Annotated in this window: 26 protein-coding genes; 3 read left to right on the forward strand and 23 right to left on the reverse strand. The window is 59.5% G+C overall.

The window, feature by feature from the left end; all coding sequences use genetic code 11:
- Positions 1-36: 36 nt before the first annotated feature.
- Together HMPREF2804_RS02610 and HMPREF2804_RS02615 are read right to left on the reverse strand one after the other, a co-directional pair.
- Entirely contained in the window at positions 37-456 is a 420-nt protein-coding gene (locus tag HMPREF2804_RS02610) for a type II toxin-antitoxin system VapC family toxin (protein WP_070617630.1), read from the reverse strand.
- 3 nt (positions 457-459) lie between these two features.
- Entirely contained in the window at positions 460-765 is a 306-nt protein-coding gene (locus tag HMPREF2804_RS02615) for a type II toxin-antitoxin system Phd/YefM family antitoxin (protein WP_037231293.1), read from the reverse strand.
- 166 nt (positions 766-931) lie between these two features.
- Between HMPREF2804_RS02615 and HMPREF2804_RS02620 the strand changes: the two genes are divergently transcribed.
- Positions 932-1,690 carry an HAD family hydrolase gene (locus HMPREF2804_RS02620; protein ID WP_070627147.1) on the forward strand — a complete coding sequence of 253 codons (759 nt, stop codon included), beginning with the start codon at positions 932-934 and terminating at the stop codon, positions 1,688-1,690.
- Position 1,691: 1 nt separating this feature from the next.
- A complete protein-coding gene (locus HMPREF2804_RS02625; protein ID WP_070627149.1) occupies positions 1,692-2,519 on the forward strand; it encodes a DUF1109 domain-containing protein in 828 nt (275 codons plus the stop codon).
- A 9-nt stretch (positions 2,520-2,528) separates the two neighbouring features.
- Here the strand turns inward: HMPREF2804_RS02625 and HMPREF2804_RS11400 are convergent, their stop codons facing one another.
- The 21 genes from HMPREF2804_RS11400 to HMPREF2804_RS02725 form a co-directional block, all read right to left on the reverse strand.
- Complete coding sequence (locus HMPREF2804_RS11400; RefSeq protein WP_256370663.1) at positions 2,529-2,660, reverse strand: hypothetical protein; 132 nt, start codon at positions 2,658-2,660, stop codon at positions 2,529-2,531.
- A 250-nt stretch (positions 2,661-2,910) separates the two neighbouring features.
- The gene (locus HMPREF2804_RS02630; protein ID WP_013397874.1) at positions 2,911-3,618 is read right to left on the reverse strand and encodes a methionine ABC transporter permease; all 708 of its coding nucleotides are present in this window, start codon (positions 3,616-3,618) and stop codon (positions 2,911-2,913) included.
- On the reverse strand, positions 3,618-4,742 hold the full coding sequence (locus tag HMPREF2804_RS02635; protein ID WP_070627151.1) for a methionine ABC transporter ATP-binding protein: 1,125 nt from the start codon (positions 4,740-4,742) through the stop codon (positions 3,618-3,620). Before HMPREF2804_RS02635 ends, HMPREF2804_RS02630 begins: the two co-directional genes overlap by 1 nt.
- Positions 4,743-4,931: 189 nt before the next feature.
- Positions 4,932-5,795, reverse strand: coding sequence for a MetQ/NlpA family ABC transporter substrate-binding protein (locus HMPREF2804_RS02640; protein ID WP_070627153.1), 864 nt, complete (start codon positions 5,793-5,795; stop codon positions 4,932-4,934).
- Positions 5,796-6,075: 280 nt separating this feature from the next.
- Complete coding sequence (locus HMPREF2804_RS02645) at positions 6,076-6,867, reverse strand: 4'-phosphopantetheinyl transferase family protein (RefSeq protein WP_141750928.1); 792 nt, start codon at positions 6,865-6,867, stop codon at positions 6,076-6,078.
- Between the two features lie 45 nt (positions 6,868-6,912).
- Positions 6,913-7,722, reverse strand: coding sequence for an enoyl-CoA hydratase/isomerase family protein (locus HMPREF2804_RS02650; protein WP_070627154.1), 810 nt, complete (start codon positions 7,720-7,722; stop codon positions 6,913-6,915).
- A complete protein-coding gene (locus tag HMPREF2804_RS02655; protein WP_070448826.1) occupies positions 7,715-8,164 on the reverse strand; it encodes a MaoC/PaaZ C-terminal domain-containing protein in 450 nt (149 codons plus the stop codon). The genes HMPREF2804_RS02650 and HMPREF2804_RS02655 overlap by 8 nt, the downstream gene beginning before the upstream one ends.
- Entirely contained in the window at positions 8,161-8,814 is a 654-nt protein-coding gene (locus HMPREF2804_RS02660; RefSeq protein ID WP_070627156.1) for a biotin/lipoyl-containing protein, read from the reverse strand. Before HMPREF2804_RS02660 ends, HMPREF2804_RS02655 begins: the two co-directional genes overlap by 4 nt.
- Positions 8,815-8,825: 11 nt before the next feature.
- Positions 8,826-9,905, reverse strand: a complete 1,080-nt coding sequence (locus HMPREF2804_RS02665; RefSeq protein WP_083308330.1) for an alpha-ketoacid dehydrogenase subunit beta — start codon at positions 9,903-9,905, stop codon at positions 8,826-8,828.
- A complete protein-coding gene (locus HMPREF2804_RS02670) occupies positions 9,902-10,948 on the reverse strand; it encodes a thiamine pyrophosphate-dependent enzyme (RefSeq protein ID WP_070627158.1) in 1,047 nt (348 codons plus the stop codon). Before HMPREF2804_RS02670 ends, HMPREF2804_RS02665 begins: the two co-directional genes overlap by 4 nt.
- Positions 10,949-11,073: 125 nt before the next feature.
- The gene (locus HMPREF2804_RS02675; protein WP_004005617.1) at positions 11,074-12,027 is read right to left on the reverse strand and encodes a 3-oxoacyl-ACP synthase III family protein; all 954 of its coding nucleotides are present in this window, start codon (positions 12,025-12,027) and stop codon (positions 11,074-11,076) included.
- An 18-nt stretch (positions 12,028-12,045) separates the two neighbouring features.
- Positions 12,046-13,227, reverse strand: coding sequence for an AfsA-related hotdog domain-containing protein (locus HMPREF2804_RS02680; protein WP_070627160.1), 1,182 nt, complete (start codon positions 13,225-13,227; stop codon positions 12,046-12,048).
- Entirely contained in the window at positions 13,224-14,465 is a 1,242-nt protein-coding gene (locus tag HMPREF2804_RS02685; protein ID WP_070627162.1) for a beta-ketoacyl-[acyl-carrier-protein] synthase family protein, read from the reverse strand. Before HMPREF2804_RS02685 ends, HMPREF2804_RS02680 begins: the two co-directional genes overlap by 4 nt.
- The gene (locus HMPREF2804_RS02690) at positions 14,462-14,719 is read right to left on the reverse strand and encodes an acyl carrier protein (RefSeq protein WP_070627164.1); all 258 of its coding nucleotides are present in this window, start codon (positions 14,717-14,719) and stop codon (positions 14,462-14,464) included. The genes HMPREF2804_RS02685 and HMPREF2804_RS02690 overlap by 4 nt, the downstream gene beginning before the upstream one ends.
- A gap of 114 nt (positions 14,720-14,833) precedes the next feature.
- On the reverse strand, positions 14,834-15,598 hold the full coding sequence (locus HMPREF2804_RS02695; protein WP_048754943.1) for an SDR family oxidoreductase: 765 nt from the start codon (positions 15,596-15,598) through the stop codon (positions 14,834-14,836).
- Positions 15,599-15,722: 124 nt separating this feature from the next.
- Positions 15,723-16,223 carry an ester cyclase gene (locus HMPREF2804_RS02700; protein WP_070627166.1) on the reverse strand — a complete coding sequence of 167 codons (501 nt, stop codon included), beginning with the start codon at positions 16,221-16,223 and terminating at the stop codon, positions 15,723-15,725.
- A gap of 39 nt (positions 16,224-16,262) precedes the next feature.
- Complete coding sequence (locus HMPREF2804_RS02705) at positions 16,263-16,931, reverse strand: HAD family hydrolase (protein WP_070448814.1); 669 nt, start codon at positions 16,929-16,931, stop codon at positions 16,263-16,265.
- Positions 16,932-17,906 (reverse strand): AfsA-related hotdog domain-containing protein, encoded by a 975-nt coding sequence (locus tag HMPREF2804_RS02710; protein ID WP_070627168.1) that lies wholly within the window; start codon positions 17,904-17,906, stop codon positions 16,932-16,934.
- A gap of 541 nt (positions 17,907-18,447) precedes the next feature.
- Complete coding sequence (locus HMPREF2804_RS02715; RefSeq protein ID WP_070448809.1) at positions 18,448-19,857, reverse strand: MFS transporter; 1,410 nt, start codon at positions 19,855-19,857, stop codon at positions 18,448-18,450.
- Positions 19,858-20,495: 638 nt separating this feature from the next.
- Positions 20,496-20,963: a lysozyme gene (locus HMPREF2804_RS02720; protein ID WP_070627170.1), complete on the reverse strand. Its 468-nt coding sequence runs from the start codon at positions 20,961-20,963 to the stop codon at positions 20,496-20,498.
- A gap of 146 nt (positions 20,964-21,109) precedes the next feature.
- Positions 21,110-22,906, reverse strand: a complete 1,797-nt coding sequence (locus tag HMPREF2804_RS02725; RefSeq protein WP_083308334.1) for a long-chain-fatty-acid--CoA ligase — start codon at positions 22,904-22,906, stop codon at positions 21,110-21,112.
- A 200-nt stretch (positions 22,907-23,106) separates the two neighbouring features.
- On the opposite strand from HMPREF2804_RS02725, the gene HMPREF2804_RS02730 reads away from it, so the two are divergent.
- On the forward strand, positions 23,107-23,646 hold the full coding sequence (locus HMPREF2804_RS02730; protein WP_070627172.1) for a potassium channel protein: 540 nt from the start codon (positions 23,107-23,109) through the stop codon (positions 23,644-23,646).
- Positions 23,647-23,943: the final 297 nt, after the last annotated feature.

A 23,943-nucleotide genomic window follows, 5' to 3' on the forward strand; every position in this document is an offset into this window, starting at 1 on the left:
ATCCTACCTGCTCGCGGCATACACTAAGCGTCAAGACTAAAACTCGAACGGGTTGAGAATATCGAGGTCCATGCCCTGAAAATCTGCAACGTTACGAGTCACCAACATCAGGTGGTGTTCTCTGGCAGTGGCGCCGATCAGCGCATCGTATTCTGATTTCTTATGCGGCACGTGGAGTTCAGCGCAGGTGAGAGCAACCTCTAAAGAAACCGGCAGGATGCGCCCCGCAAACTCCGGCGCAAGCTCATGAGAAAACCATTGCTGCAGAATCTGAGCCTGAGCCGCATCTTTACGGGCACGCCGCAGGATTCCTGTGCGAATCTCCATCATGCTAATCACGCTGATATACACGTCGTTCACGTCTACATGTTCTACCCAACGGCGCACCGAAGGATGCATTCTGCCCGAGCGGTATTTACGCAGTTCGGAGATCACATTTGTATCGGCAAGGTACACGGATTAGTTCTCCTCGCTGCCGAAAAAGTCGCCGTCTTCTGCGAAGTCTACCTCGCGGTGAGGATTTGGGATGCTCGGTTCGCGATCAATATCAAAATCAATCTCGCCCGCCTCTGCCGACATGGTGGAAAGCGCATCCGCCAAGGAACGCCGAGGTTGCGGTTGGGCCAGTCGTTGATAGTCTTCAATACTCAAAATAACGTTGGTCGGTGTGCCGCGTTTGGTAATAAAGACGGGTTCTTCCGCGGCAAGGCGCAGAGCGGCACTGGCATTCTGATTAAATTCGCGTGCTGATACTGTAGTCGTCATAGTTTTCTCTCCCCAAAGTCCGATTGTAGTAATGTTACTATATTTCAGAATACCGCGAGCAGGTAGGATTTTGCCGAAAAGGTAGGATTTTCCTACCTGCTCGCACCAAAAACCACCTGCTCGCGGAATAGGAGTAATAGGAGGGCGGGTGTGAGAAGATGGAGTCATGTTTGAACACACCGTGCCCGCTTCCTGGTTCCCCCGCTGCGCAATCTTCGACTGCGACGGGGTTCTTCTCGACTCCGAGACCGCCTGGAACCGCGTGCAGCGCGAACTCTTCAACCGCTGGAACATCCCCTTCAGCGACGACCTCGAAGAGCAGTTAACCGGGCTTTCCGCGCATCAGGTTGCAGAAACGCTCGCGCGTCTCTCATACACCGGCGACCCTAACAACACCCAGGAATACGCCCAGCATCAGCACAATACGCTCACTGAACTTGCGCGCATCGAAGCAGATATTATCAACGCCGGTGTAGACCTCGTACCTGGTGCCCAAGAATTCCTCAGCTACCTGGGCGAGCATATGCCCGTGGCCGTCGCATCCAACTCCACGGCAGGCATTCTCAACACCAAAATGCACACCTACGGGTACGCCCCGCTCGTGCGCACCTGGGTCAGCTGCGACGACGTTCCCCACGGCAAACCCGCACCCGATATCTACCGGGAGGCGGCACGTCGACTAGGCTTCGCCGGGCCGGATGCGCTCACGATCGAAGACTCACCGGCAGGCGCGCAGGCGGCACGAGACGCCGGAACTAAGGTTCTTATTTACGTGCCCCACGGTGATTTTGCGGGGGCACCGCGCGGGTTTGGGCATTTCGACACGTTTACCGACCCGCAGCTTTGGCGCACGGCGCGCGACTGGGTGGCACGCCTGGAGGATTCGGCGGTGAAAGCATCCACAACCCTGATGATGGAGAGCTAAAATGACACCTCAGAACCCGGGTAAAGATGCCCGCAACGAGCAGAATTTTGGTGACCAACCTGAGAAGAACTCAGCGCGAAATCGGGCTGAACAGGCTCGCCCGAATCAGCATGAACAAACCTCGCGCGGGCAGTATCAGAGCGGGCAGGGGCGCTACGGTTTGCGCTTTGAGAACATGAGCGCCGAAGAACTCGAATACTACCGCCCGTTCTGGGAAGAAAAACCTGACCCGGATGCGGTTCCTCCCGAACTTATCGACCACCTGAAGGTGCGGGCGCGCCGCCGCCTGGTGAACGCCCTCAGCCTGATTGCCGTGGCGGTCGGGGTAACCCTCACGCTCTCGGGCATGCTCTCAAGTGCCCTGTACCTTTCACTCCCCGGAGCTCTCGCCTTCGGGGCAGGCATCTTCGGCTGGGTCGCGGTGCGCCGTCGCCTCTTCGCCTGGCTGCGCCTGCCCGGGGAGAGCGCGCTCAAACGCGGCGAACGAAGCCGCTGGTGGATACTGCCGCACGTGCTGGCGGCGGCGGGAACCGCATCCATTCTGGGGTGTTTCTCGGTGGTACCGATGATTTACGCGCATGTGGACGATACGCTCAGGCGCAATCACATCGTCATGTGGGGGGAGATCGGCACAACCCTGCTGATTTTCGCGGCGCTCATCTACGGCATGATGGCGCTCGGCGAATACACGCAGCAGGATGACGACGAACGGGTGCTGCGCCCCACCGACTACTCCCAGCAGAAGGGTACAACCGGCGATGCACCGCAGATTCCGCGGTACCGTCCGGGGATGCTCAACCCGCGTCATAAAGACGATTCCTCGTCGTAGCGGATGCGGTTACGGATGTTGTGATGGGCACAGGCGGCTGGTTTCCCGCCTCAGCCAGTGAGCGACCGGATGCTCGCGTGATTGGACGCCCGCATCACCACCATGCTCCAGCTCAAACATTGCGCGTTCGCTGACGCTCACGACGCAAAACTCGCAACTCGCATGGGATGATGCGGGCTGCGCCAACAACATTCCACGGGCCGACAGTTCCCCGTTACCTCTGTGGCATTTTCGAGAAAAACCCGCTCACCCGGCACACGCGAGAAACACAAATAGGAACTAGGCTCGGGCTGCACTATACATTCACAAGCCCAAATATAACTCAAGGGGTTTCCCACGAAGCGCGATTGCTTCACAGGAAACCCCTTGAGTGTGCCTGATCCGGCGAATCCTAGCGGCGCAGAGCCTTCTTCGCCAGCATATTGCCGATGAGCTGCACGAGCTGCACCAGCACGATAATGACCGCAACCACGGCCCAGGTGATCTGGTCCTGGAACCTCTGGTAGCCGTCAACGATAGCGACCTTACCCAGGCCGCCGCCGCCCACATACCCGGCCATGGCCGACATATCGACCACACCGATCACGATGAAGGTGTAGCCCAGGATCAGCGGTCCGAGCGATTCGGGAATCATCACGGTGAAGAGAATCCGCAACTTAGAGGCACCCATCGCGCGGGCAGCCTCAATCACGCCCGGATCAATCGAGACCATGTTCTGCTCCACGATGCGCGCGATAGCGAAGGATGCGCCGAAGGTCATCGCGAAGATCGCCGCGTTTATGCCTAAACGGGTCTGTACTACCGCACTGGTGAGCGGGCCTAAAGCCGCGATCAGAATAATGAACGGGATAGGCCGCACGATATTCACCAGAACGTTCAGCACCGTGTAAGCAAACCGGTTCTGGAAGATATTTCCGGTGCGCGTGGTGTACAGCAAGGCACCCATGATCAGACCGAGAAGACCGGCAATCACCATCGTTACAGAGACCATGTAGAGGGTATCGAAGATGGCGGGAACCAGCTTATCGGGAATGAAGGTATCCCAATTCACCGACCGGGTTGATGCCGCTAACGGCAGAGTAGTCACAAGTGCAGACATTAGCGCACCTCCTGTACGCGGGTTACGGTCTTCAGCTCGGCAACCGCGGCATCAATACTCGTCACATCGCCAAGAAGTTCGAGGGTGAGGGTTCCGTAGGCTTTCCCCTGCAAGGTCTCAATACCGCCGTGCACAATATTGAAGCGCACGTTCCGCGAGCCCAGGTACGCCAGGATTTTGCCGAGTTCCTGGTTGCCTTCCACGATCTCGACGTTCACCAGGTAGCCCTTGTGGTTCTTGCGCAGCGCGGCAGCCGCATCGCCGGTGGGGCTCTGCTTGACGGTGGTCGCCACGAATCGTTGCGCAACCTCGGTCTGCGGATTCGAGAAAACCTCGTAAACGCTTCCGGTTTCGACCACGCGGCCTTCTTCCATGACCGCCACACGATCGGCGATCGAGGAAACAACATCCATTTCGTGGGTAATCACGATGACCGTAATCCCAAGCTCACGATTGACCTCTTTGAGCAGCTCAAGCACTTCATGCGTGGTTTCCGGGTCAAGGGCGCTGGTTGCCTCATCCGCCAACAGCAGGGAAGGCTTCGTAGCGAGCGCACGGGCAATACCCACACGCTGTTTCTGCCCGCCGGAAAGCTGGCTCGGGTAGTATTTCGCGCGGTCTGCCAAGCCCACGAATTCGAGCATCTCCTGCACGCGTTTGGTGCGTTCTCCTTTGCTCCATCCGGCGACCTTGAGCGGGAACTCCACGTTTTGGGCTACGGTGCGCGAGTTCATGAGGTTGAACTGCTGGAAGATCATGCCGATATTGGTACGGACTTTTTGCAGCTCAAGGTCACGTTTACCGGAAATCTCGAAGCCGTCCACGGTCAGGGTACCGCTGGTGGTGCTCTCCAGCCCGTTGATCAGGCGCACCAGGGTAGATTTACCTGCGCCCGAGTAGCCGATAATCGCGAAGATCTCGCCCTTCTTAACGGTGAGGGAAACGTTTTTGACGGCGGCGACTTCTTTCTTGCCCTTGCCGAAAATTTTGGAGACGTTATCGATCGTGACCATGGGCTCGGCGCCGGTGTCCGCTGCGCCGGTGCTGATGAGGGTGTTGGTGCCCTTCGGTGTGGTGGCGCCGGGCTCTGGGTTCTTCGCCCACGGGGCTGCCTGTTCGCTCACTGTACGCTCTCTTTGCTCTCGTGTGTTTTAGGGCTGGGGCAAAATACGCCGGATGCGCTCGTGCTCGGCGGCGCGCATCCGCATGTATTCACCCCGGGGACGGCAAAGGCGGTAAGCCGGTTTTCGCCTGGTTTTCAGGGAAATTCCGGGTTACCGCATTTACCGTGTGCACTCATGCACGTGTCTGTTTTACTTGCGAAGCGCCGATTCTTCTTTCTGCAGCGCCTGCTTCAGTTCGTCCTGGGAGAGGTTCACCTCAACCGCAGTGTTCTTGGAGTCTTCCTTCACGGCGTCCTGCACGGGCTGGGTGTGGAAGATTTCGACGACCTTCTTGTAGGTTTCGTCGTCTACCTTATCCTTCTGTGCCACGAACAGGTTCACGTAGCGGCGGGCGTCGGGGGTGTTGGGGTCATCCTGCGCGAGGGCGTCCGAGGGGTTCAGGCCCGCATCCGCCAAGAAGGTGTTATTGATGACGGATGCGTCCACGGAGTCCAAGGAGACCACGGTCTGCGATGCGTCCACGGGGGTAACCTTGACCTTGGACTTCTCGGTGTCAATATCGTCGTGGGTGGGGCTGTGTACGTCAGACTTGAGGGTTACCAGGTTCTGAGCCTTCAGCAGCAGAATGGCGCGTGCCTCGTTCACGGGGTCGTTCGGGACGGCAATGGTACCGTCCTGGGGAATTTCGTCTACCTTCTTGTGCTTCTGTGAGAAGAGAGCCATGGGGTAAATATTGGTTGAACCGACGATCTGCAGGTCTTTACCCGAGTTCACGTTGTAGCTCGCCAGGTATGCGATGTGCTGGAAGCGGTTCAGGTCGGTATCGCCCGATTCCACGGAGGGGTTGGGCTGGTTGTAGTCGGTAAATTCCTGGTATTCGATGTCGATACCCTGCTTGGCGGCTTCTTCCTTGAGCACGTCGTTAGCTTTCTCGGTGCCGACCACGCCGATGGTGACCTTCTTGTTGTTACCGTTACCGTTCGAGGAGGAACCGCAGGCGGCGAGGCTGAAGACGAGAGGTACAACTGCCAGTGCAGCAACAAATTTTTTCACGGCTATGAAACTTTCTGTTGTTTGGGTTTACGATGCGCCACCACGTGCACGGTTTAACTCCTGTGCGGGTGGTTCCCGGGTTTCCGGGGGTGTTTACCCATTAGAGCATGCCCCCGGCTGTGGGTGGTAGTTATTTGACCCCACCGTGACACACTCCTTCAAGCTCGTCATATTTCTTAACATTTCGGAGAGCTGGGACGCTGCCGGGACGTTAACGTTTCCGCGAGCAGGTGGTTTTTGGTACGAGCAGGTAGGAAAATCCTACCTTGTCGGCAAAATCCTACCTGTTCGCGGGTAGGTTTGATGCCGACAGGGATGCGGCAGTCGCCACAAACCCACCCCCGATAGCCCAGCCGCCGGGTAGAACCGGAGCATCCGGCATAGTCGGGATGCGCGCCATGAAGGTGCCGCGCGCATCCTCTCCCCCGCGACCCGCCCCAGATTCGACATCGCAGGCTACGGAAATATCGCTCACGTCAAACCCGCGAAAGCCCAGGGGGTACCAGGTTTTGAGCGCCGCCTCTTTTGCAGAAAACAGCACCTTCGAGTAGACCCCGAAGGCAAACCGCCGTTCTTCGTCGCGCACAATAAGCTCGTGCACGGCGGCAGAGAGCGGTATCGCGGGTTCAACATCGATCCCGATGCCCGCATAGCGGTGTGCCGAGCCAACCGCCGCCGCACGATACCCGGCGCAGTGGGTCATGCTCCCCACAACCCCGGCAGGCCAGGCGGGCGAACCATCGGCGCGCGGCACGAAGATGTGCTCAGCCGGCGGTTCGGTGAGCTCAGGTTCCCGCAGGTACAGCCGTTGTAACGCCAGTCGGGCGCAGGAGCGTGCCGTAGTCGCCTCGCGCACGCGCTTGGTGACGGCGCTGGCGAAATACTCCCGTTCAGCATCGTAAAGGTGCCCGAAATCGCCGCGGGTCTCTGCCACGCATATATCCGGCGGGAGCAGGCTTCGCATCAGCGATTCGCCCGTGTTCTCGGCGGTGCTCATATGCTCAAATTCCCGCGAATTTTCGGTGCCGCCCGTGTTGTCGGTGCCCTTCATATCGTCAAACGCTGCATTCACGCGGTTCACCATAGCATCACCGCCGCATCCGCTGAGGTATTGTACCTAGTCAAAGGACGGAATTTCGCCCCGCTGCATGGCGTGCACCGCATTGCGGAAATCCTCGGTGAGCACGCCGCGGGCGAAGAATTCGTGCTCGGCGTGCATATGTTCCTCAAGTTCCACAACATAGCGCGCGGCCAGCATAGACTTAGCGGCGCGCACCGTATGAGAGGCAGAACCGGCAATCTGCTCCGCGAGCTGTTCGGCGCATGCGTTCAACTCACCCGGCTCCGACACCCGATGCACCAGCGAAAGCTCCTGCGCACGCGCGGCACGCAGAACAGGCTGGGTGTATAACAGCTCGGTGGCGGCGCTGAACCCGGCGTAGCGCGGTAAGAACCAGCTCATCCCGCCGTCCGTGGAGGCCCCGATCATGCCGTAGGCGATATTGAGTTTGGTGCGCGGCTCGGCAACACGCAGATCGCATGCGAGCGCTAAGGACATGCCCGCCCCCGCCGCCTGCCCGTTAATGGCGGCGATAAAGGGGATGGGTGCGGCAACGATCCCTAGAATAATATCTTCGAGCAGACGCGCGAGTTCGCGGCTGTACGCTAAGGATTCTTCTTTTTCGCGCGACATACCTTCGGCGAAGTCGTCGTAGCTGCCGCCTAGACTAAAATCCTGCCCGGCCCCGGTGAGCACGGCAGCTTTGAGCGTATCGTCCTCATGCAGCCGGTTGAGCACCTCGCGCAGCTCGGTCGCCAGGTGGCGGCTGAGGGTGTTGCGGTTTTCGGGCTGATTCAGGGTCACATACGCGATGCCGCCGCGGCGTTCGAGGAGTACGGCGGGGTTATCTGCGGTGGTGTTAGTCATGAAGTACCATCCGAACTGTGGCTGTTGTGGCGGGTTTGCTCTGGCCTTTAACATGCACGGAAACACGAATTTCGGCGAGGGTGGCATCCCCAAAATCTTCAGCGCTCACGATTGATGCGCTGCCGCATACCTGCGAGTCCACCGGCACGGCGCTGCGGAACCTGGCGGCACTCACCCCGGCGTTTACGAGCATGGAGGTGCCCTCTGCGGGGAGCAGCTGCCCGGCGAACGTGATGGCGAGGCTCAGCAGATACGCCCCGTGTACGATGGTGCCGCCGAAGGGGGTGTGCGCCGCGCGGTACGGGTCTGTGTGAATCCACTGGGTGTCGCCGGTGAGCTCGCCGAAGCGGTTGATGTTCTGCTGGCTGATGCGCATCCAGGGGGTCTCGCCCAGGGGTTCGCCGATGCGCGCGCTCAGGTCGGCGGTGCGTTCCGCAGTCATGATGCGCCTCCGGCGGCGTGATCGGCGGCGGTTTGTACGTCTTCGGGGGTGATAGCGCCGCCTGCGCCGGTTCCGGTGACGGTTTTCAGATCGACCCCGAGGGAGCGGGCGAGCCTGCGCACGGCGGGCGAAACTTTGGCACCCGAACGAGCCTTGCCGCCTTGAGTTTTGGCGGATTTTGGCGGCAGCGCGGTACCGGTGCCGCCGGGTTTGATGGGCATTTTGCCCCTGCCCACCAGGTGTTTGCTCTCTCCCGCGCCGGGTTTGGCGGGGAGCTTATCGGCTGAATCCTTCGCGGGGGCGTCTGCACCAGCCGTGGGCGCCTGGGCCTGCGGGGTGGGGGTGCGCAGCTCGATGAGGGGCGCATCCACATCGACAACCTGACCGACCGGTTCGAGCAGACGCACCACGACGCCCGCGACCGGCGAGGGGATTTCGACCGTGGATTTGGCGGTTTCAACCACCACGAGCACCTGATCCAGCTCAACCTGCTGCCCTTCGCTGATGAGCCACTCGATAATCTCACCCGAGCGAAGCCCCTCCCCCAAATCCGGCAGATAAAAGGTGAAGGGGTAGCCGGAAGCGTCGGAACCCTCGGGCGGTAAGGGTTCGGGGCTTGGGGCGGATGAAGCGTGCGGTGTATCAGTCATGCCTGTTTCTCCTAGTCGTTCTCGGCGTAGAGGGTTGCGATAGTACCCAGAATCTTCTCTTCGTTCGGCAAATACAGGTGTTCCAGCCCGGGCGGCGGATAGGGCACGTCCAGGCCGGTCACACGCTCTACGGGGCGTTCTAAGTAGTCGAAACAGCGTGAGGTAATGCGCGCCACCACCTCGGCACCAAATCCGCCGGTCTGCGGGGCCTCGTGTACCATGACGGCGCGGCCGGTGCGCATCACGCTTTCGCATACGGTGTGTTCGTCGAACGGGGTGAGGGTGCGCAGATCGATCACTTCAACGCTGTACCCGTATTCGGCGGCGGTTTCGGCGGCGGCAAGCGCCATCGGTACCGTCGGCCCGTAGCTGATAAGGGTTACGTCCTCGCCGGGGCGGCAAATTCGTGCCTGCCCAATCGGCAGAGGGTTCGCCGAGGTATCAAGGTCACCCTCTTCCCAGTACAGACGCTTGGGTTCGTAGAAAATCACCGGGTCGTCGCTGCGAATCGCCTGGCGCAGCATATGGTAGGCATCCGAAGGGTTGGAGGGGGTGTACACGTGCAGCCCGGGAGTATGCGCGGCGTACCCCTCCGAGCTGTCGCTGTGATGCTCCACGGCACCCACCCCGCCGCCGTAGGGCATGCGCACCACCACGGGCATGGAGAGGTCGCCGCGCGTGCGGTTGCGCATTTTCGCCAGATTGCTCACCATCTGTTCAAAGGCGGGGTAGCCGAAAGCGTCAAACTGCATTTCGATCACGGGGCGGAACCCGTACATCGCCATGCCGATCGCGGCTCCCATAATTCCCGCCTCAGAAATGGGGGTGTCGAAGCAGCGTTCCTCACCGAACCGTTCGGTCAGCCCGTTGGTCACACGGAAAACACCGCCGAGGGTGCCTACGTCCACGCCGAACATCACCACGCGGTCGTTATGCTGCATTTCGTGGCCCAAGGCCAGGTTGAGGGCGCCCACCATTGAGGTTCGCTGCACCGCATCCGAGCGGGATTGGGTCGATTCCGGTGCCTGAGGTGCGGTGTCGGATGCGGTCTTCGCGCCGCGTACCTGAGTATCTGCTGCCTGCTGGCTCATGCGTTTTCTCCATTCTGCGCGGCGTGCTGTTGTGCGTACTCTTCGGCGACAGCGCTCAGGGTTGCCGGCGGGTTCGCATACACGTGGGCGAAAAGGTCCTGTGGGTCGGGCATCTGCAGCTGCATCATGCTGGTGCGGGCCTCGGAGGCGATCTTTTCTGCGGCTAAGATCGCGTTTTCGATATGGGTCTTCGCGTTCGGCAGGCGCTGGTACATCTGATGCTGAATGCGGGTGAGCGGGTCACGCCCGCGCCACTGCTCGACTTCTTCGCGGCTGCGGTACCGATCGGGGTTGTCGGAGGTCGTATGCGGCCCCATGCGGTAGGTCATCGCCTCAATCAGGGTGGGTCCGCCACCGGCACGGGCGCGCTCGACGGCTTCGTGCAGGCGGGGGTACACCTGCTCAAAGTCATTGCCGTCAACCCGATATGCGGGCATGCCGTACCCTTCACCCTTCGCGGCGATACTTGCCGCGCGCATCTGCCGGGATACGGGGGTTGAGATAGCGTACCCGTTATTCTGCACGAGGAAAACGACGGGCGCCTCGAAGACAGCGGCGAGGTTAAGCGCCTCATGAAAGTCGCCTTCGCTTGTGGAACCGTCGCCGCACATCGCGAGAGCTACCGTGGAATCACCGGCGAACTTTGCCGCCATTGCCAGACCGACCGCGTGGGCGGTATGCGTGGCGAGCGGTGTTGCCTCCGGGGCGGTATGCGTTTTCGTGGGGGCATACCCGCAGTGTGAAGACCCGTGGAAGGGTGAGAGAACTTCGGTGAGGTCGATACCCCGGCTCATGACGGCGACCGAATCGCGGTAGGTAGGAAAAAGCCAGTCGGCGGGTTCTAAGGCGAGGGCGGCGGCAACCTGGCACGCCTCCTGCCCCAGGGATGAGGGGTACGCCCCCATATATCCCTGTTTGGCGAGGTTGCTCGCCTGCTGATTAAAGTGCCTGCCCGCGAGTATGGCGGCGTGGGCGGTGATGAGCAGGTCATCGCTCACACCGTTCTGCACCTGCTGCGGCGGGGATTGTAGTGTGTTGGGCATGTTAACGCCTATCTGTCGGTCCCCTCATAAAAGCTCTTTTGATGAGGGGTGTGGGTGGCATAAGAGTGAAATACGGTGGCGGATTCTAGCTGCGCGCAACCGGGATGCGCCCTGGCCGCCAGCGCTCAGGCGGTGGTTTTGAATCCGATCACGCCCGCGCCCCAGGTGAATCCCGCCCCGAAGGCGGTCAGCGCCAGCAAGTCTCCCGGTTTCACGTGCCCCTCCTGCTGCCCGACGGCTAGGGTAATCGGGATGGAGGCGGCAGAGGTGTTCCCGTACCGGTCGATATATGAGAGCACTTTGGAGGAATCCCAGCGCAGCCGCCGTGCGACCGCCGCCATAATCCTTCCGTTGGCCTGGTGGCAGACCAGCTGGTCGATCCTCTCCGGGTCGATACCGCACGAGTCGAGCACGTAGGTGATTTCCTCGGACATCGCATCCACCGCCGCCATATAGACCTCGGCGCCGTCCATCACCACCTGCTGCGTGGAGTCAGAAATATACAGTGCCTGCGCCTGGCTGCCGTCGGAACCGAACGAACACATATAGGGGTATTCGTCCTCGCTCACCTCGGGGGCCGCCTGCACAATGGCGGCACCGGCACCGTCGGCGAAGAGTACCGCCGTGCCCGCATCCTCGGGGTTAGTCAGGCGTGACATCGCATCGGCACCAATGACGAGCGCCCGGTCGATACTGCCCTGCTCGATTTTTGAGGCGGCGTAGTCGAGGGCGTACAGGAACCCGGAACATGCGGCGTTCAGATCGACCGCGCCCACCTGCGGGGCGCCTAAACCTGCGGCGACGACGGGCGCGAGCCCCGGCGAAACCTGGTCAGCGGTTGTGGTTGCGGCAAGCACAAAGTCGATTTCTTCGGCGCTTATACCGGCATCCGCAAGTGCCTTCTCGCTCGCTTCAAGCGCCAGCTCGGCGAGAGTCTGCTCCTGGCGCAGGTGGTGGCGCTGGCGCACTCCGGTGCGACTGGCAATCCATTCGTCGTCCACGCCGAGCGCGGCGAATTCGCTGTTTGGAATGGGGTCATTGGGCACGGCGGCGCCAACGCCCGAAATTGTCACACTCATGGTGCCTTTCTTGAATTTCTAGATAAAGGTGAATCGGCTGCGTGCCTTAACGGCACCGCCCTGATTCACGGTGATCTCTGTCTGATAGGTGTCGCGGTGTTTCTCGCACCGCAGCAGATTGAGGGTTGGAATCTCGGTGAGTTCCACGAACTCGAAAAATTCGTGGGTTTCTTCCGCCACGCGCAGGTTCGCGGGGTCTTCCCCGGTACGATGCGCGAGCGCCGCCACCGCGAACTGCCGGGCTGCGCTTGCCATCATGAGCCCCGGATAGTGGTCCAGCGGGCGATCGAAATGCCGTGGCGGTGCTGTGGGCACGATGCGGCATTGGGCTAGTGCGGGGGTTCCCGGCGGGTTCTGAGAGAGCCGTTCCGAGGTTTTCTCCCGCGGCTCTTCCACCTGTTCCTGGGCGGTTTCGGTACCGTGAGCCGTATCGTCATGACGCACGTCTCCGATCAAAACCTGGGATGCGTCGCTCACCCCGCACAGGCGCGCGGGGGCAGCCTGCACGTGCCCGTACGGCGTTCCCCACACACGCACAGCCTTCGGGAGTCCGGCGGATGCGCCACCGGCGGAAGCCGCATCCTGGATTTCTGCGGTGTTCCCGAGTTCACCGCGCAGTTCCTCGAAGGTATCGGCGGTGAGGAAGAGCGCCGCGCCGTCGCTTTTAGCCAGGCAGGTATCGCCCACCCAGAGGGTGATCGCCCCGCTGATCGCATAGCACGGCTGCCCGCGCCTGCGGCGGATGGTGCTCACGGGAACGTGCAGGCTCAGCTCGATCGGCTCGTCTGCGCCGGTTGTGTCGGGGCCGCGAACGTCGCCGCCCAGAACATGCGGGGTGAAGGTGAGCCCTGCGCCGCAAAGCACGAAATGGTCGGCGGATTTCACGCCGAGCGCTTCGCGCCCGAGCGCCTCGATCCCCTGGCGGTGCAGGTCTTGCAGGTATTCCACATCGGTCACGCTCAGCTTGAGTGGCCCGCTCACATCGGGGGCGATGCGCGTATCGTACCGCAGGAACACGCGGTATTCCCCGCCATTCGCCGGGTCTTCAGCGGAGGGTTTTTCCGCGTGCGTGAGGTCCGCATCGGGTGCTGTGCTGGGGGCAGGATGGTAGGCGCATCCGAGATACGCCGCATATCGCGGGTCTGCGGATGCACGTCCCGCCGCCAGTGGCGCATCCTCGGGAGGCTGCCGAGTACTCATGCGCGTATCGCCAGGGTCACGTTGTGCCCGCCGAAGCCCAGGGAGTTTGAGAGTCCCAGCCTTTTGGGTGTGCCGTCGGCCGCGCTGAACGTGCCGGGTGCTAAATCCTGCGGTTCGCCGCTGATGCGCACCTGCCCCAGTCGCTTATCCAGGTTTTTCAGCCCCAGGGTGGGCGGTGCCTGCCCGTGCCGAAGCGCCTGAAGCGTGGCGATGGTCTCGACGGCGCCCGCAGCCCCGAAGAGGTGCCCAATCGCCGATTTCGTGGAGGAAACCGGGATGTCCTCAAGGGCATCCCCGAGCGCCTGCCGCAGCACGTTCACTTCGGTCGTATCGTTCAGCTCGGTTCCGGTGCCGTGGGCGTTCACGTACGATACCTGTTCGGGGGTTACCCCCGCGGTTTCAAGCGCGCGGTTGAGCGCATAGGCCGCATACATGCCGTCCGGGTTCGGCGCCGTAATGTGGTGAGCGTCTGAGGAGAGCCCGTACCCTGCGATTTCGCCCAGTATCTCGGCGCCTCGGGCGCGGGCGTTCTCGGCTGATTCGAGCACGAGAATACCGGCACCCTCCCCCAGGTTGAAGCCGTTGCGCTCCTCATCGAAGGGGGTCGAGTTCCCGTCGGGCGAGATCGCCCCGGCGGCGTTGAAGATAGCGCGGGTGAACCGGGTGGTTCCCGCCTCTGCGCCGCCTACGACGGCCGCATCCGCCTCGCCCAGCAGAATACTGCGCACCCCGGCGATGATCGCCTGCGCCCCCGAGGAGCACGCCGTGACGATTGCGGTTGTTTCGCCGTGCAGCCCGTGGCGCATCGAAATATGCGCGGGCGCGGCGTTCGCCATCATCATGGGCACGGTCAGCGGCGAGACTTCCTCGGCGCCCTCGGCGTGCATCACCAAATGCTGCGTTTCGAGGGTGTCCAGCCCGCCGATAGCGGTACCAATATAGCAGGTGATGCGCCGCGCATCGCACGGCAGCCCGCCGCCCCAGCCCGCCTGCGCGATAGCCTCATCAGCCGCCGCCACGGCAAGCTGGGTGTACCGGTCCATGCGGCGCATCTCGCGGCGACTGAGCGGGTTCTTCACGTCAAAGTCGAGGCATCGCCCAACCTTGCCGCCCAGCCCGTTCTCGTTTTCGTCGTTCAGCCCGCTCAGGCCCGCCACGGCACGCTCATGCAGCGTCTCGGCGCCAACACCCAGCGGGGTGACGGCACCGATTCCCGTGATGACTACTCTCGTACTCACTTCTCCTGTGCCTTTTCACGAATAATATCTACGGCATCCTGCAGGGTGGAGGCGTTTTCAAAATCCTTGGGCTTGACGGGAATCATCAGCTGCTTCTTGACCGCCTGGGTGAGCTCAACAACATCCAGGGAGTCGAGTCCCATCGAATCGATTTTGGCGTCGAGCTTGACGGTGCTGGCGGGCACGCCCATGTCGATCACCTGCTGGGTCACGAACTCTTCCAGGGATGCGGTGTTAACGGGGGTCTCAGTCATGGTTCTCTCCTCATGGATTATCTGGTGTTTTCTGTGGTTGGTTATCTTGTGTTCACGGCGGGTACCCGTGAACTCATCCGGCAAACGGCGGGCTTACTCGTAGCGAGCGCGAACCTAGTTCAGTGAAAACGCCTGAGCGCTCAGCCCACCATCTACCGCAATGCTCTGCCCGGTAATGTAGTCGGCGCGGTCGCTGGCAAGGAACGCCACGCACTCGGCAATATCGCGTGCCTGCGCGGGGCGAGCCATCGGCACGGCGCGCTGCACCGACTGGGTGAAGGTTTCAACCTCTTCGGTCATGGAGGTTTCAACGAGTCCGGGGCATACCGCGTTCACGGTCACCCCGCGTCGCGCCACCTCGATAGCCATCGCGCGGGTTATCCCCAAAATTCCGCTTTTCGCGGCGGAATAGCTGCCGGTTCCGGCGATTGTCCTCCCGGCGAGAATCGAGGAAATATTGATGATTCGCCCAAAACGTGCGCGAATCATCGGCCCCAACGCCCGCCGAGAGGTACGAAAAACCGAGCTTAAGTTTGTCGAAATCGCCGCATCCCATTCGTCGTCGCTGAGCCCCGCAACCAGCCCGTCGGAACGAATTCCGGCGTTATTGACTAGCACGGTGACCTGCCCTAACGAGTCTTCTAGTGCATCAAAGGCGTCATCAACTGAGGTGGTGCTGGTGACGTCAATTTTGATGGGCATCGCTGACACGCCGCACTCGCGGATGCGCCCGGCAACCTCTTCGGCGCGCTCGATTCCGGTGGCGTAGCCGACGGCTATATTCCATCCGTCCTGCGCCAGTCTGAGCGCGATTTGTGCGCCAATATCTCCCGACGCTCCGGTGACGAGGGCGCATCCTGGGCGCTTCTGGTGTGTCATCTGACTCCTTAGGTTTGGTTCTTATGCGGCGGCGGGTTCACGGCGTATCATATGCCGTGGTAGTTCGCCGCGCGGTGCTCAATAGCGTTACGTGGGATGCGTGAATGCGTGTTTCGCCCGTGTTTTAGGCGAAGGCGGCCTGCCCGGCGTCTGCGGGGGTGGGGTGCTCGGAGTTGAGAACACCGATCTGGCGCAGCAGGCCGAGCTCATCGCGCCCGCCCCAGTGCTCGATTGCCTTGCCGTCTTCAACACGGAAAAGGTGCAGGTGGTGAATCTCGAAGGGCTTGCCGGTGGCGGGAACCCCCATGAACTCGCCGGTATGAACGCCGCTGAACTTGATCACCATGGTGTAGTGCTGACCGTCCGCGCTTGCCACAATTTTCTGGGGCTTCCACGAGGCATCGGAGAACGCCTGGTTCATGTATTTCGCGGTTGCCAGGTACCCTTCGGGGCCGCCGCCAACGCCTTCGCTCGCCTCATGATCGACGAAGTCGGGGTGAATGTACTTGCGGGCGGTTTCGATATCCATGTTCGTGAAAATCTCAGCCACGCCGAGGGCAACGGTGCGCAGGTCTTCGGGCATCTGCGCCATCATGTCTTCGATAATATTTCCCCACTTACCCATGGGTTTTCCTTTCGTTGGGTGACCTTCCGGTCACGGGGTTTAAACTGTTTCCTCTGCCGGTGAGAGCAGGGGGTGCAGCTGCTTCACGCACTCTTCGGTTGTGGTGAATTCGATGGCATCCCACCCGGCTGCACGGGCGCCTTCGCAGTTACGCGCAAGGTCGTCAATGAGGATGCACTGCGCCGGGTTCACTCCGGCAAGTTCTGCGGCGTAGTCGTAGATACCGCGCTGCGGTTTGCGGTATCCGACCTCGAAGGAGAGCACAATATCGTCGAAAAGACCGGGTTCGTTGAGCATGGCGCGCCAGTGGTTATCCCAGGTGGGCACCATATTTGAGATCAGCCCTACCTTCACACCGTGCGCCTTGATCTCGTGCAGGTACGCCACCCAGGATGCGTTGGGCTCGCGGTCGCGGAACCAGTCGTCGGCGAGGGTGTCGAGCTGAAATGCCCCGCCGACCTGCTCGGAAATTTCGCTCAGCCACTCTTTTTCGCTCATCAGGGGCGTATCGACGAGTTCCAGCGGGTCGGTGAGGTTGTGGTTGCGGGCGACCGCCTCAAACCCCGCGCGCAGCTGAGACTCGGTGAGCCCGTATTTCTGGCAGAAGACGCGCATCGTGTGGCTGACCGGCGGGGTGAGTACTCCGCCGAAGTCCGTCCACACATATTTCGTGGTGTTGTATTCGGGCGACATAAAGGTCCTTGTCATCTAGCTTTTGAGCGCGAAATCCGCAATCTGCCGGTTATCTTGTTCAACCACGAATTCCCCGGGTGCCGTTGCACGGATCTGCACGGGTGAATCGAGTTCTGCAAACGCCAGGAAGTTCCCGCGTATTGAGGAAATTTCGGGGGCGCGCTCGCTATCCGGGCGGGTTGCCAGATAGAGCTGCCGTGCCGCCTCGGTCAAAATTTGCATGGTGATGTGGTCGTAGGCGTGGTCGAAAAGCGCCTTATTCGCCACGTTCGGGGTCACCTGCGCACTCGGGGCTTCGGCAGTGTTCAGCTGCGAGATCACCACGTTGAGGGGATTGCGCCTGCCCACACGCTCGGGGGCGATGGGATCCTGCACGTCTGTGAAGGTCAGCTCGTGCAGGTTCGCGGTCGTGGGCGGTGGGGTGCCGCGGTATTCGCTGCGCAGAATCTGCAGCTGGTTTTTGGTGAGGATGCGCCCGCCGCTGAAGTGCTCGGCGATCACCCGGTTGCCCATGATGAGCTGCTGGTAGCACCGACCGGAACGCGGGGCACCGCGCCGAATGGAGGTCCAGTCGAAGTAGTTGCGAATCAGCAGGTTGGTGTCTTCGGGGTTTAGCGCGGCGATTTCGTGCGGATAAATCGTGAGCCCAAACTCGTTGGAGATCAGGGTGTTTCCGACGTCTACACCGACTTCGTGGGCGCTGGCGATTGTCGCCTGCCGCGCAATTTCGAGCAGCAGGAGCGCATCGGGGGTTCCTTCGGCATCGTTGTAGATGCTGTCGTGAAAGAAGCTGTGCGATGAGGGCAGCTGCGCCGCCACAAGCACATGCTGCGTGCTCTGCCGGCGAATATCCGTGAGGAAAACTTCGGAAACCGCTGCACGGTGTACCTTATGACGATCGACGGTACGGTCATAGTGCAGATTTTCTATATCCGGGTCTATCGTGATAGTTTCGTCGAGCTCTGGTGCCGACTCGTATACGAGGGTCATTGCCCTCCTCCTTTGGCTGTGGTTGGTGTATGTTGCACGTGGTTATGGGGTCCCGCGGGGCTTACTGCGTGCGGGTAAGTAAGCTCCTTGGGTGTGCGTTATCGGTGTTGTTATGCCCTGCCGCTGGATACGGGCAATATGGTGAAGATTCTCAATATCAAAAAGACATAAGTATGGTCACTCTGGTGTGAAGGTGTGATGATCCCTTGATATTCCTGCGGATTCACGATGGATGCGGGTTGCGAAAGACCGAAAGCGCAGCGGCTTGTCTATCCCGGCGTATACCTGGGAGTACGCCGCTGCCCGTGAGGTTGGGTCAGCGAGGATCTGAATGTCGGAAGGCTTCGAGTGCTCAGGCAGCGCACCGTATCGTGCGTTATCTGGCGTCTGTTATGAATTCTGCTGATTTCGTCGGTGTTCATAGCGTTCATTCCTTTTTCATCCCTACCGTGTGGGTAGGAGATACCATCGGAACGTTTCGGAAGTTTGAGTTAGGTTCTGATGGTTGTCTGTGGTTGGTTGAAAAATATGTGCAGCTGGCCTAGGGCAACTTAGCTGCGGGTTCTGGCGCGACCGCTCGTTCAACGGCGGGTGCGCCAGTTTTGGGAAGCACGGTGAAGACGGTAACAGCACCCAAAAGCCCGACTGCCGCACCTACCCAGCACGCAGCGGCTACGCCTCGGGGCGATTGTGCCGTTGCGGTGGCGATTCCGATACTTCCCATCAGCGCGATACCCAGGGCGCCGCCGAGCTGCATAGCAACATCGGCAACCGCCGAGCCCGCGCCGGTTTGTTTCTTGGGGGTCGATTCCATGATCGAGTTCACGGAGGCCGGGGCGCCAAAACCCACACCCAGACCGAACGTGAAGAGCGCTACCACAACCTGCCCGCTCTTGGGCGAGGGGCTGATAGCCAGAAGCACCATGCCGAGGGCGACCATGAGAGGGCCGGTAGCTGAGACGGGACCCAGCCCAAACTTTTCGACGAGTTTGGGCGAGATCGGTGCCACGAGAACCGCCGAACACATGGCGAGCATATGCAGACCGGATGTAAAAGGGTCAAGCCCTAGGACGAACTGCAAATGCTGAGTCATGATGAACAGCCCGCCGAAGACCCCGAAAAATACCGAAGAGATCGTCAGCAGCGGCCCGCCGAACCGGCGGTTACGGAAGACCTCATGGCTGAGCATGGGCGATGCGCTGCGGCGCTCCCACACGATGAAGATGAGGCTCAGCACCACACCCGCAATCAGCAGGGTCAGCGTCATGCTTGAGGTCCAGCCTGCTTCCGGGGCGGCGATAATGCCGTACACCAGCAGGGCGGGCCCGAAAATCGAGAGGATCAGCCCGAAGAAGTCCAGGCGGGAAGAGTGTTTTTTTGAGGATTCCGGGGCGAGCATCAGGCATGCTAAGAATGCCACGGCAATAATAGGCACGTTGATCAGGAAAATGGATCCCCACGAAAAACTTTTGAGCAGCAATCCGCCCACAATGGGACCGAGCGGAATACCCAGCGAGGACATTCCCACCCAAATTCCGAGAGCTTTAGCACGTTCATGGTCTGGAAAAATATCACGAATAAGTGCTAGGGTCGAAGGCATAATAAATGCTGATCCGAGACCCATAATTACTCGTGAAAAAATAAGTACTTCTGCATTAATAGAGAAAGCCGCAAGTATTGAACCAAGCAGCAAAATAAACATACCGGCTAGAAAACTTAGTTTATGTCCGATTCTGTCGGCAAGACCGCCAAAGAAAAGTAGTGGTGCGGCAAATGCAAGTGAATAGGCTGCAACAACCCATTGCAATTGTTCGCCCGTTGCCTGTAGTCCAGTCTCCATAGACGGTATAGCGACCGCGACAATGAGCGAGTCCAGCCCGGTCACAACCAGCGCTAGGCACATAAACCCGAGGATAGCCCAGCGCTTGGGGTGGGGTGTGGTCACACTCATTTTTTAGTCCTTGAAGTGGTTGGAAGACATAGCTATATGTAACAGTGATGTCTCAAGTATACAGTTCAAATTAGGTCTGTCAATCGTTTATTTTCTCTATTTACACGTCAATTATTCACACATATTTATTGCCGCCCAAGAAATAAATTTAGTGTCGTTGTAAATTATTAAAAGAATTGAGAGAGTGAAGGTTTAGTTTTCATATTTTCCCTGTAAATACTTTCATCAAAATTCCCCGGCAATTATCGCATAAACCTCTCGTGCTGTGTTGAGCGTATAGCATAATCCCACCCCATTCACCATGGCACGATCACCATCTACAGCGAAGGCGAGCACACGATGAGAGCCCCTTGTGTGTGATGCGTTACGCCCCAAAATTTTCGGCGTGTCCGTCTGCTATGCACCACGAAACGAGGGAGAAACAGACCGAAATCTGTTCCTCCCTCGCTCGAATCTATGGGCTCATAGTGAGTGTTTCTGGAACCTCGTAGTCTTGTAGAGCGTATCCGTTAGACCAGATTACGCACTACCTATTCTGCTGAGTAGCCAGTCAGGGTCTCCACCGATTCGGAAGCTTTAGAGCCTTTCCTGAAGAACCTGTCAAGGTAGGCAACCCCGACATCGTACCGCACTGAACTTTATTCTTGGGGAAGCGAAGAAAGATACATAGCCCTTTCCTCTTCCCTGCGCTTGCGCAGCCCATCTATGAGTCGTCCGCCAGCATACACGTATTGCAGCAGTTCATCTGCGGCAGCCTGATAATTTCCCGCGTTCGTGTAGCTGAGAACATCACTCGACTTAAAGGCACCCGTACCCACGTTAAAGGTGAATGACACGAGCGCATCGTATTGCTTCTGAGTAATTTCACGAGTAACAGCAGAATTCACAGCAGCTTCGGTAGGCTTCAAATCTGCGCGAAGGATCTCCTCCCCTTCCTCTTCGGTGATATGCTGCCCCTCATAAACGGGGTATTGCTCAATACTGGGCGCACGGGTCGAATGCCCGTAACCGATTGTGAGAACACCCGCCACATCGTAGTAGGCGTCACTCCTGAACCCTTCTTTCTCTTTCAAGAAGGCAATTCCTTCAGGTGATATCTGATGCATTGGTATCAACTCCTCTGAAGAATAATTACGATTTCATTAAGAGGTTCCGGTCCCCACCGTAACTAAGGATTCAGACTCATACAAGAGGTATAACAGACAGTCTTCTGCCTTGACGCTCGAACTCGCAGTTGTGCCAGAGTGTGTTTTTAATCAAACTCCCCGCTGGCGATTAACTGTTCACGTACCTTACGGCGCAGAATCTTGCCGAGCATCGACCGGGGCAGATCGTCCACCGCCACAATCTTGCGCGGCACCTTATAACGGGTCACGCGCGCATAGCAGTGCTCGCGCAGCACATGTTCATCAACCGCGTGCCCTTCGGCGGGAATCACGGCGGCGACCACCATCTCTCCCCCGCTGGCCTGCGGGATGCCCACGACCGCCGCATCCGCCACGGAATCGTGCTGTTTCAGGGCGGTTTCCACTTCGGTGGGCGAAACGTTGAACCCGCCGGTAATGATGACTTCCTTAATACGGTCCACGATTTGAATGAAGTAGTCTTCGTCCAGGCGCACAATATCGCCGGTGCGCAGCCAGCCGTCAGCCGTAATGGTTTTCTGCGTGTCTTCTTCGCGTTTCCAGTACCCGGCGAAACATTGCGGGCCGTGAACCCACAGCTCGCCCTCTTCGCCGAGCGGCACATCCTGAAGAGTTTCGGGGTCTACCACGCGGATATCGGTCGAGGGGAAGGGGATACCGATTGACCCGGCGCGGCGCGTATCGTTGAGCGGGTTGCATGAGACGAGCGGCGCACATTCGGTCAGCCCGTACCCCTCAACCATGTACCCGCCGGATGCATCCTCCCACTCTGCCACCAGCTCGGGCGGCAGGTTCATGGCACCCGAAACCGCATAGCGAACTCCCTGCAGCGAGATGCCCTGCTCTTTGGCGACATCCATCAGGCGGCGGTAGACAGGCGGTACCGCGGGCAGAATCGTGGGGCGGGTCTTCTTCATCGCCTTAGTAATCAGGCCCATATCGACGGTTGGGAAGAGCACCAGCCGGGCGCGGCACAGCGCCGCAATCGTTACGCCCAGGGTCATGCCATAGGCGTGGAAGAGCGGCAGCACCGAGTAGATGCATTCGTCGTCGCTGGGTTTAATCCAGGCTTCGCCCATGCGCCCGTTCGATTCGAGGTTGCGGTGGGTGAGCATCACGCCCTTGGGCAGCCCGGTGGTGCCGGAGGTGTACTGCAAGAGCGCTACGTCGTGGGCGGTGGGCCGTTTAAAGTCGGGGTCGATCGGCGGCCTCTTGAGCAGCTGCGCCCAGCTTGTGGTTCCAGGGGCGGCGCCTTCAAGTTTTTCGCGGGATTCGCGCGCCTTTTTGACCGGCAGTTTGAGCGCCGCGCGGGTGAAGACTGGCATCGCTTTAATAAGGTTCACGGCGTAAATATGCGCTGGTTTGATGTCTGCGGGCAGGCTCGTAATATGCCCGGAAATTTTATCCCACACGATGGCGGCCTTCGCGCCGTGGTCCTCAAACATGTGCCGCAGCTCGGCGCCGGTGTAGAGGGGGTTGTGTTCCACGACGATCGCGCCCAGGCGCAGAACCGCGTAGAAGGCAATAATATGCTGCGGGCAGTTGGGCAGAATCAGGGCGACCCGATCCCCCGCCTGCACCCCGGCCAGGCGCAGCCCTTCGGCGGCGCGGTCGATCTGACTGCCGAGTTCAGCATAGGTGGTGGTTGCGCCGAAGAATTCGAGGGCGACCTTGTGGGGAACCTCGCGGACAGCATCGTCAATCAGGTGGCTCAGCGAGGTTTCGGGCAGGTGAACGTCTACGGCGACGCCGGGTGAATAATTTTTGAGCCAGGGGCGATGCGCCAGCGGGTTCTGCCCGGAGGCGGTATCAGGTGTAGTTTGAGCGGGTGCGGGTCTTTGAGATTCCTGCGCGGGGGCTTGGGCATCGTGCGGATGCGAGTCGTGATATTGCGGGTCAGTCATGCTTCGATTGTGCCTGTTGAGACCTGTTTCGCTCAACCCGCGACGCGCTGTGTGCACCCATTCGGCGAGCATCCCGCCCCATTCCGCGAGCAGTATTCGAGGTTTCTTCGACCATACACTCGCTCCCACTTGCGACGTCTCTATATACAACGACGTACACCCCGTGCATCAGCGCACATCGCAATGTTACGGTGGAAAATATGAGTGAGAAGTCTTTCGGCAATAATCCCACGCAGCAGAATTCGAGCTCGCAGATCTCAGTAGCGGGCACCGCACGCCCGGCTCTTCCTCTCCGGAAGCTCTACGGTATGCGTTTGGGATTAGCAGGTATAACGCTTGCGCTCATGGCTCAGACTTTTCTTGCCATCTTTTATCCGAGTTCTCTCAATTATTTCCCGGTATATACATCCTCACCTATCCTCGTTACTGTGCTCTACTGGGCTCTGCAGATCACCGCGACAGTATTTTATCTGCGGTCACGGTATTTAGGGTTTATCCTCGGAGCCAATATCGTGGGTGCGCTGCATCATGGGCTTGACCTCTTCATGCTTATCTTCTTGAGGCTTCTGTATCGGTCGGACGCTATCGGTCATTATCTCGAAGGGGCAAACGCTGTATATATAGTTGCTTACTGGCTCGGACAGGCTGTCACCCTCATCGACTTTACGCTCTGCATTGTCTTTATCATCGTGCTCGTGCGTGTGTTTTCTCGCCGCCGTCAGAGCACAGTTCAGTTCTAGCGCCTAGCCAGTTCCCTGCGGTAAAGCCGCTATTTAGTAGGTAACCCCCAAGGTTGCTTGAAAGTATCCAAAAAGTTCTTAAGGTATTTATTTACCTGAACGATAATCCCTGTTTTCAAGATATGCCCTCTTCGACTAACGTTCTGAATTCCACGCCGCCTCTCACCCCAGTTACCTACACAATCCGGGAGCGTTTTCTTCAGTCGGGAGCATTTTAAATGCTCCCGACTGAAGAAAACGCTCCCGCTTGCGGCATCTCGCACACGACATAAGGACTTACTAGACAGCAAAAGGACT

Origin of the sequence: Rothia sp. HMSC065G12 (assembly GCF_001811455.1) — a bacterium.
Classification (GTDB): domain Bacteria; phylum Actinomycetota; class Actinomycetes; order Actinomycetales; family Micrococcaceae; genus Rothia; species Rothia dentocariosa.

What these genes read in the sequence shown, in the direction of transcription:
- HMPREF2804_RS02650 (WP_070627154.1), bottom strand. Translation starts at nt 7,722, where the DNA reads ATGACTAACACCACCGCAGATAACCCCGCCGTACTCCTCGAACGCCGC.
- HMPREF2804_RS02620 (WP_070627147.1), top strand. Translation starts at nt 932, where the DNA reads ATGTTTGAACACACCGTGCCCGCTTCCTGGTTCCCCCGCTGCGCAATC.
- HMPREF2804_RS02690 (WP_070627164.1), bottom strand. Translation starts at nt 14,719, where the DNA reads ATGACTGAGACCCCCGTTAACACCGCATCCCTGGAAGAGTTCGTGACC.
- HMPREF2804_RS02660 (WP_070627156.1), bottom strand. Translation starts at nt 8,814, where the DNA reads ATGACTGATACACCGCACGCTTCATCCGCCCCAAGCCCCGAACCCTTA.
- HMPREF2804_RS02720 (WP_070627170.1), bottom strand. Translation starts at nt 20,963, where the DNA reads ATGCATCAGATATCACCTGAAGGAATTGCCTTCTTGAAAGAGAAAGAA.
- HMPREF2804_RS02715 (WP_070448809.1), bottom strand. Translation starts at nt 19,857, where the DNA reads ATGAGTGTGACCACACCCCACCCCAAGCGCTGGGCTATCCTCGGGTTT.
- HMPREF2804_RS02665 (WP_083308330.1), bottom strand. Translation starts at nt 9,905, where the DNA reads ATGAGCCAGCAGGCAGCAGATACTCAGGTACGCGGCGCGAAGACCGCA.
- HMPREF2804_RS02700 (WP_070627166.1), bottom strand. Translation starts at nt 16,223, where the DNA reads ATGGGTAAGTGGGGAAATATTATCGAAGACATGATGGCGCAGATGCCC.
- HMPREF2804_RS02630 (WP_013397874.1), bottom strand. Translation starts at nt 3,618, where the DNA reads ATGTCTGCACTTGTGACTACTCTGCCGTTAGCGGCATCAACCCGGTCG.
- HMPREF2804_RS02675 (WP_004005617.1), bottom strand. Translation starts at nt 12,027, where the DNA reads ATGAGTGTGACAATTTCGGGCGTTGGCGCCGCCGTGCCCAATGACCCC.
- HMPREF2804_RS02655 (WP_070448826.1), bottom strand. Translation starts at nt 8,164, where the DNA reads ATGACTGCGGAACGCACCGCCGACCTGAGCGCGCGCATCGGCGAACCC.
- HMPREF2804_RS02725 (WP_083308334.1), bottom strand. Translation starts at nt 22,906, where the DNA reads ATGACTGACCCGCAATATCACGACTCGCATCCGCACGATGCCCAAGCC.
- HMPREF2804_RS02670 (WP_070627158.1), bottom strand. Translation starts at nt 10,948, where the DNA reads ATGCCCAACACACTACAATCCCCGCCGCAGCAGGTGCAGAACGGTGTG.
- HMPREF2804_RS02730 (WP_070627172.1), top strand. Translation starts at nt 23,107, where the DNA reads ATGAGTGAGAAGTCTTTCGGCAATAATCCCACGCAGCAGAATTCGAGC.
- HMPREF2804_RS02710 (WP_070627168.1), bottom strand. Translation starts at nt 17,906, where the DNA reads ATGACCCTCGTATACGAGTCGGCACCAGAGCTCGACGAAACTATCACG.
- HMPREF2804_RS02625 (WP_070627149.1), top strand. Translation starts at nt 1,692, where the DNA reads ATGACACCTCAGAACCCGGGTAAAGATGCCCGCAACGAGCAGAATTTT.
- HMPREF2804_RS02680 (WP_070627160.1), bottom strand. Translation starts at nt 13,227, where the DNA reads ATGAGTACTCGGCAGCCTCCCGAGGATGCGCCACTGGCGGCGGGACGT.
- HMPREF2804_RS02695 (WP_048754943.1), bottom strand. Translation starts at nt 15,598, where the DNA reads ATGACACACCAGAAGCGCCCAGGATGCGCCCTCGTCACCGGAGCGTCG.
- HMPREF2804_RS02705 (WP_070448814.1), bottom strand. Translation starts at nt 16,931, where the DNA reads ATGACAAGGACCTTTATGTCGCCCGAATACAACACCACGAAATATGTG.
- HMPREF2804_RS02615 (WP_037231293.1), bottom strand. Translation starts at nt 765, where the DNA reads ATGACGACTACAGTATCAGCACGCGAATTTAATCAGAATGCCAGTGCC.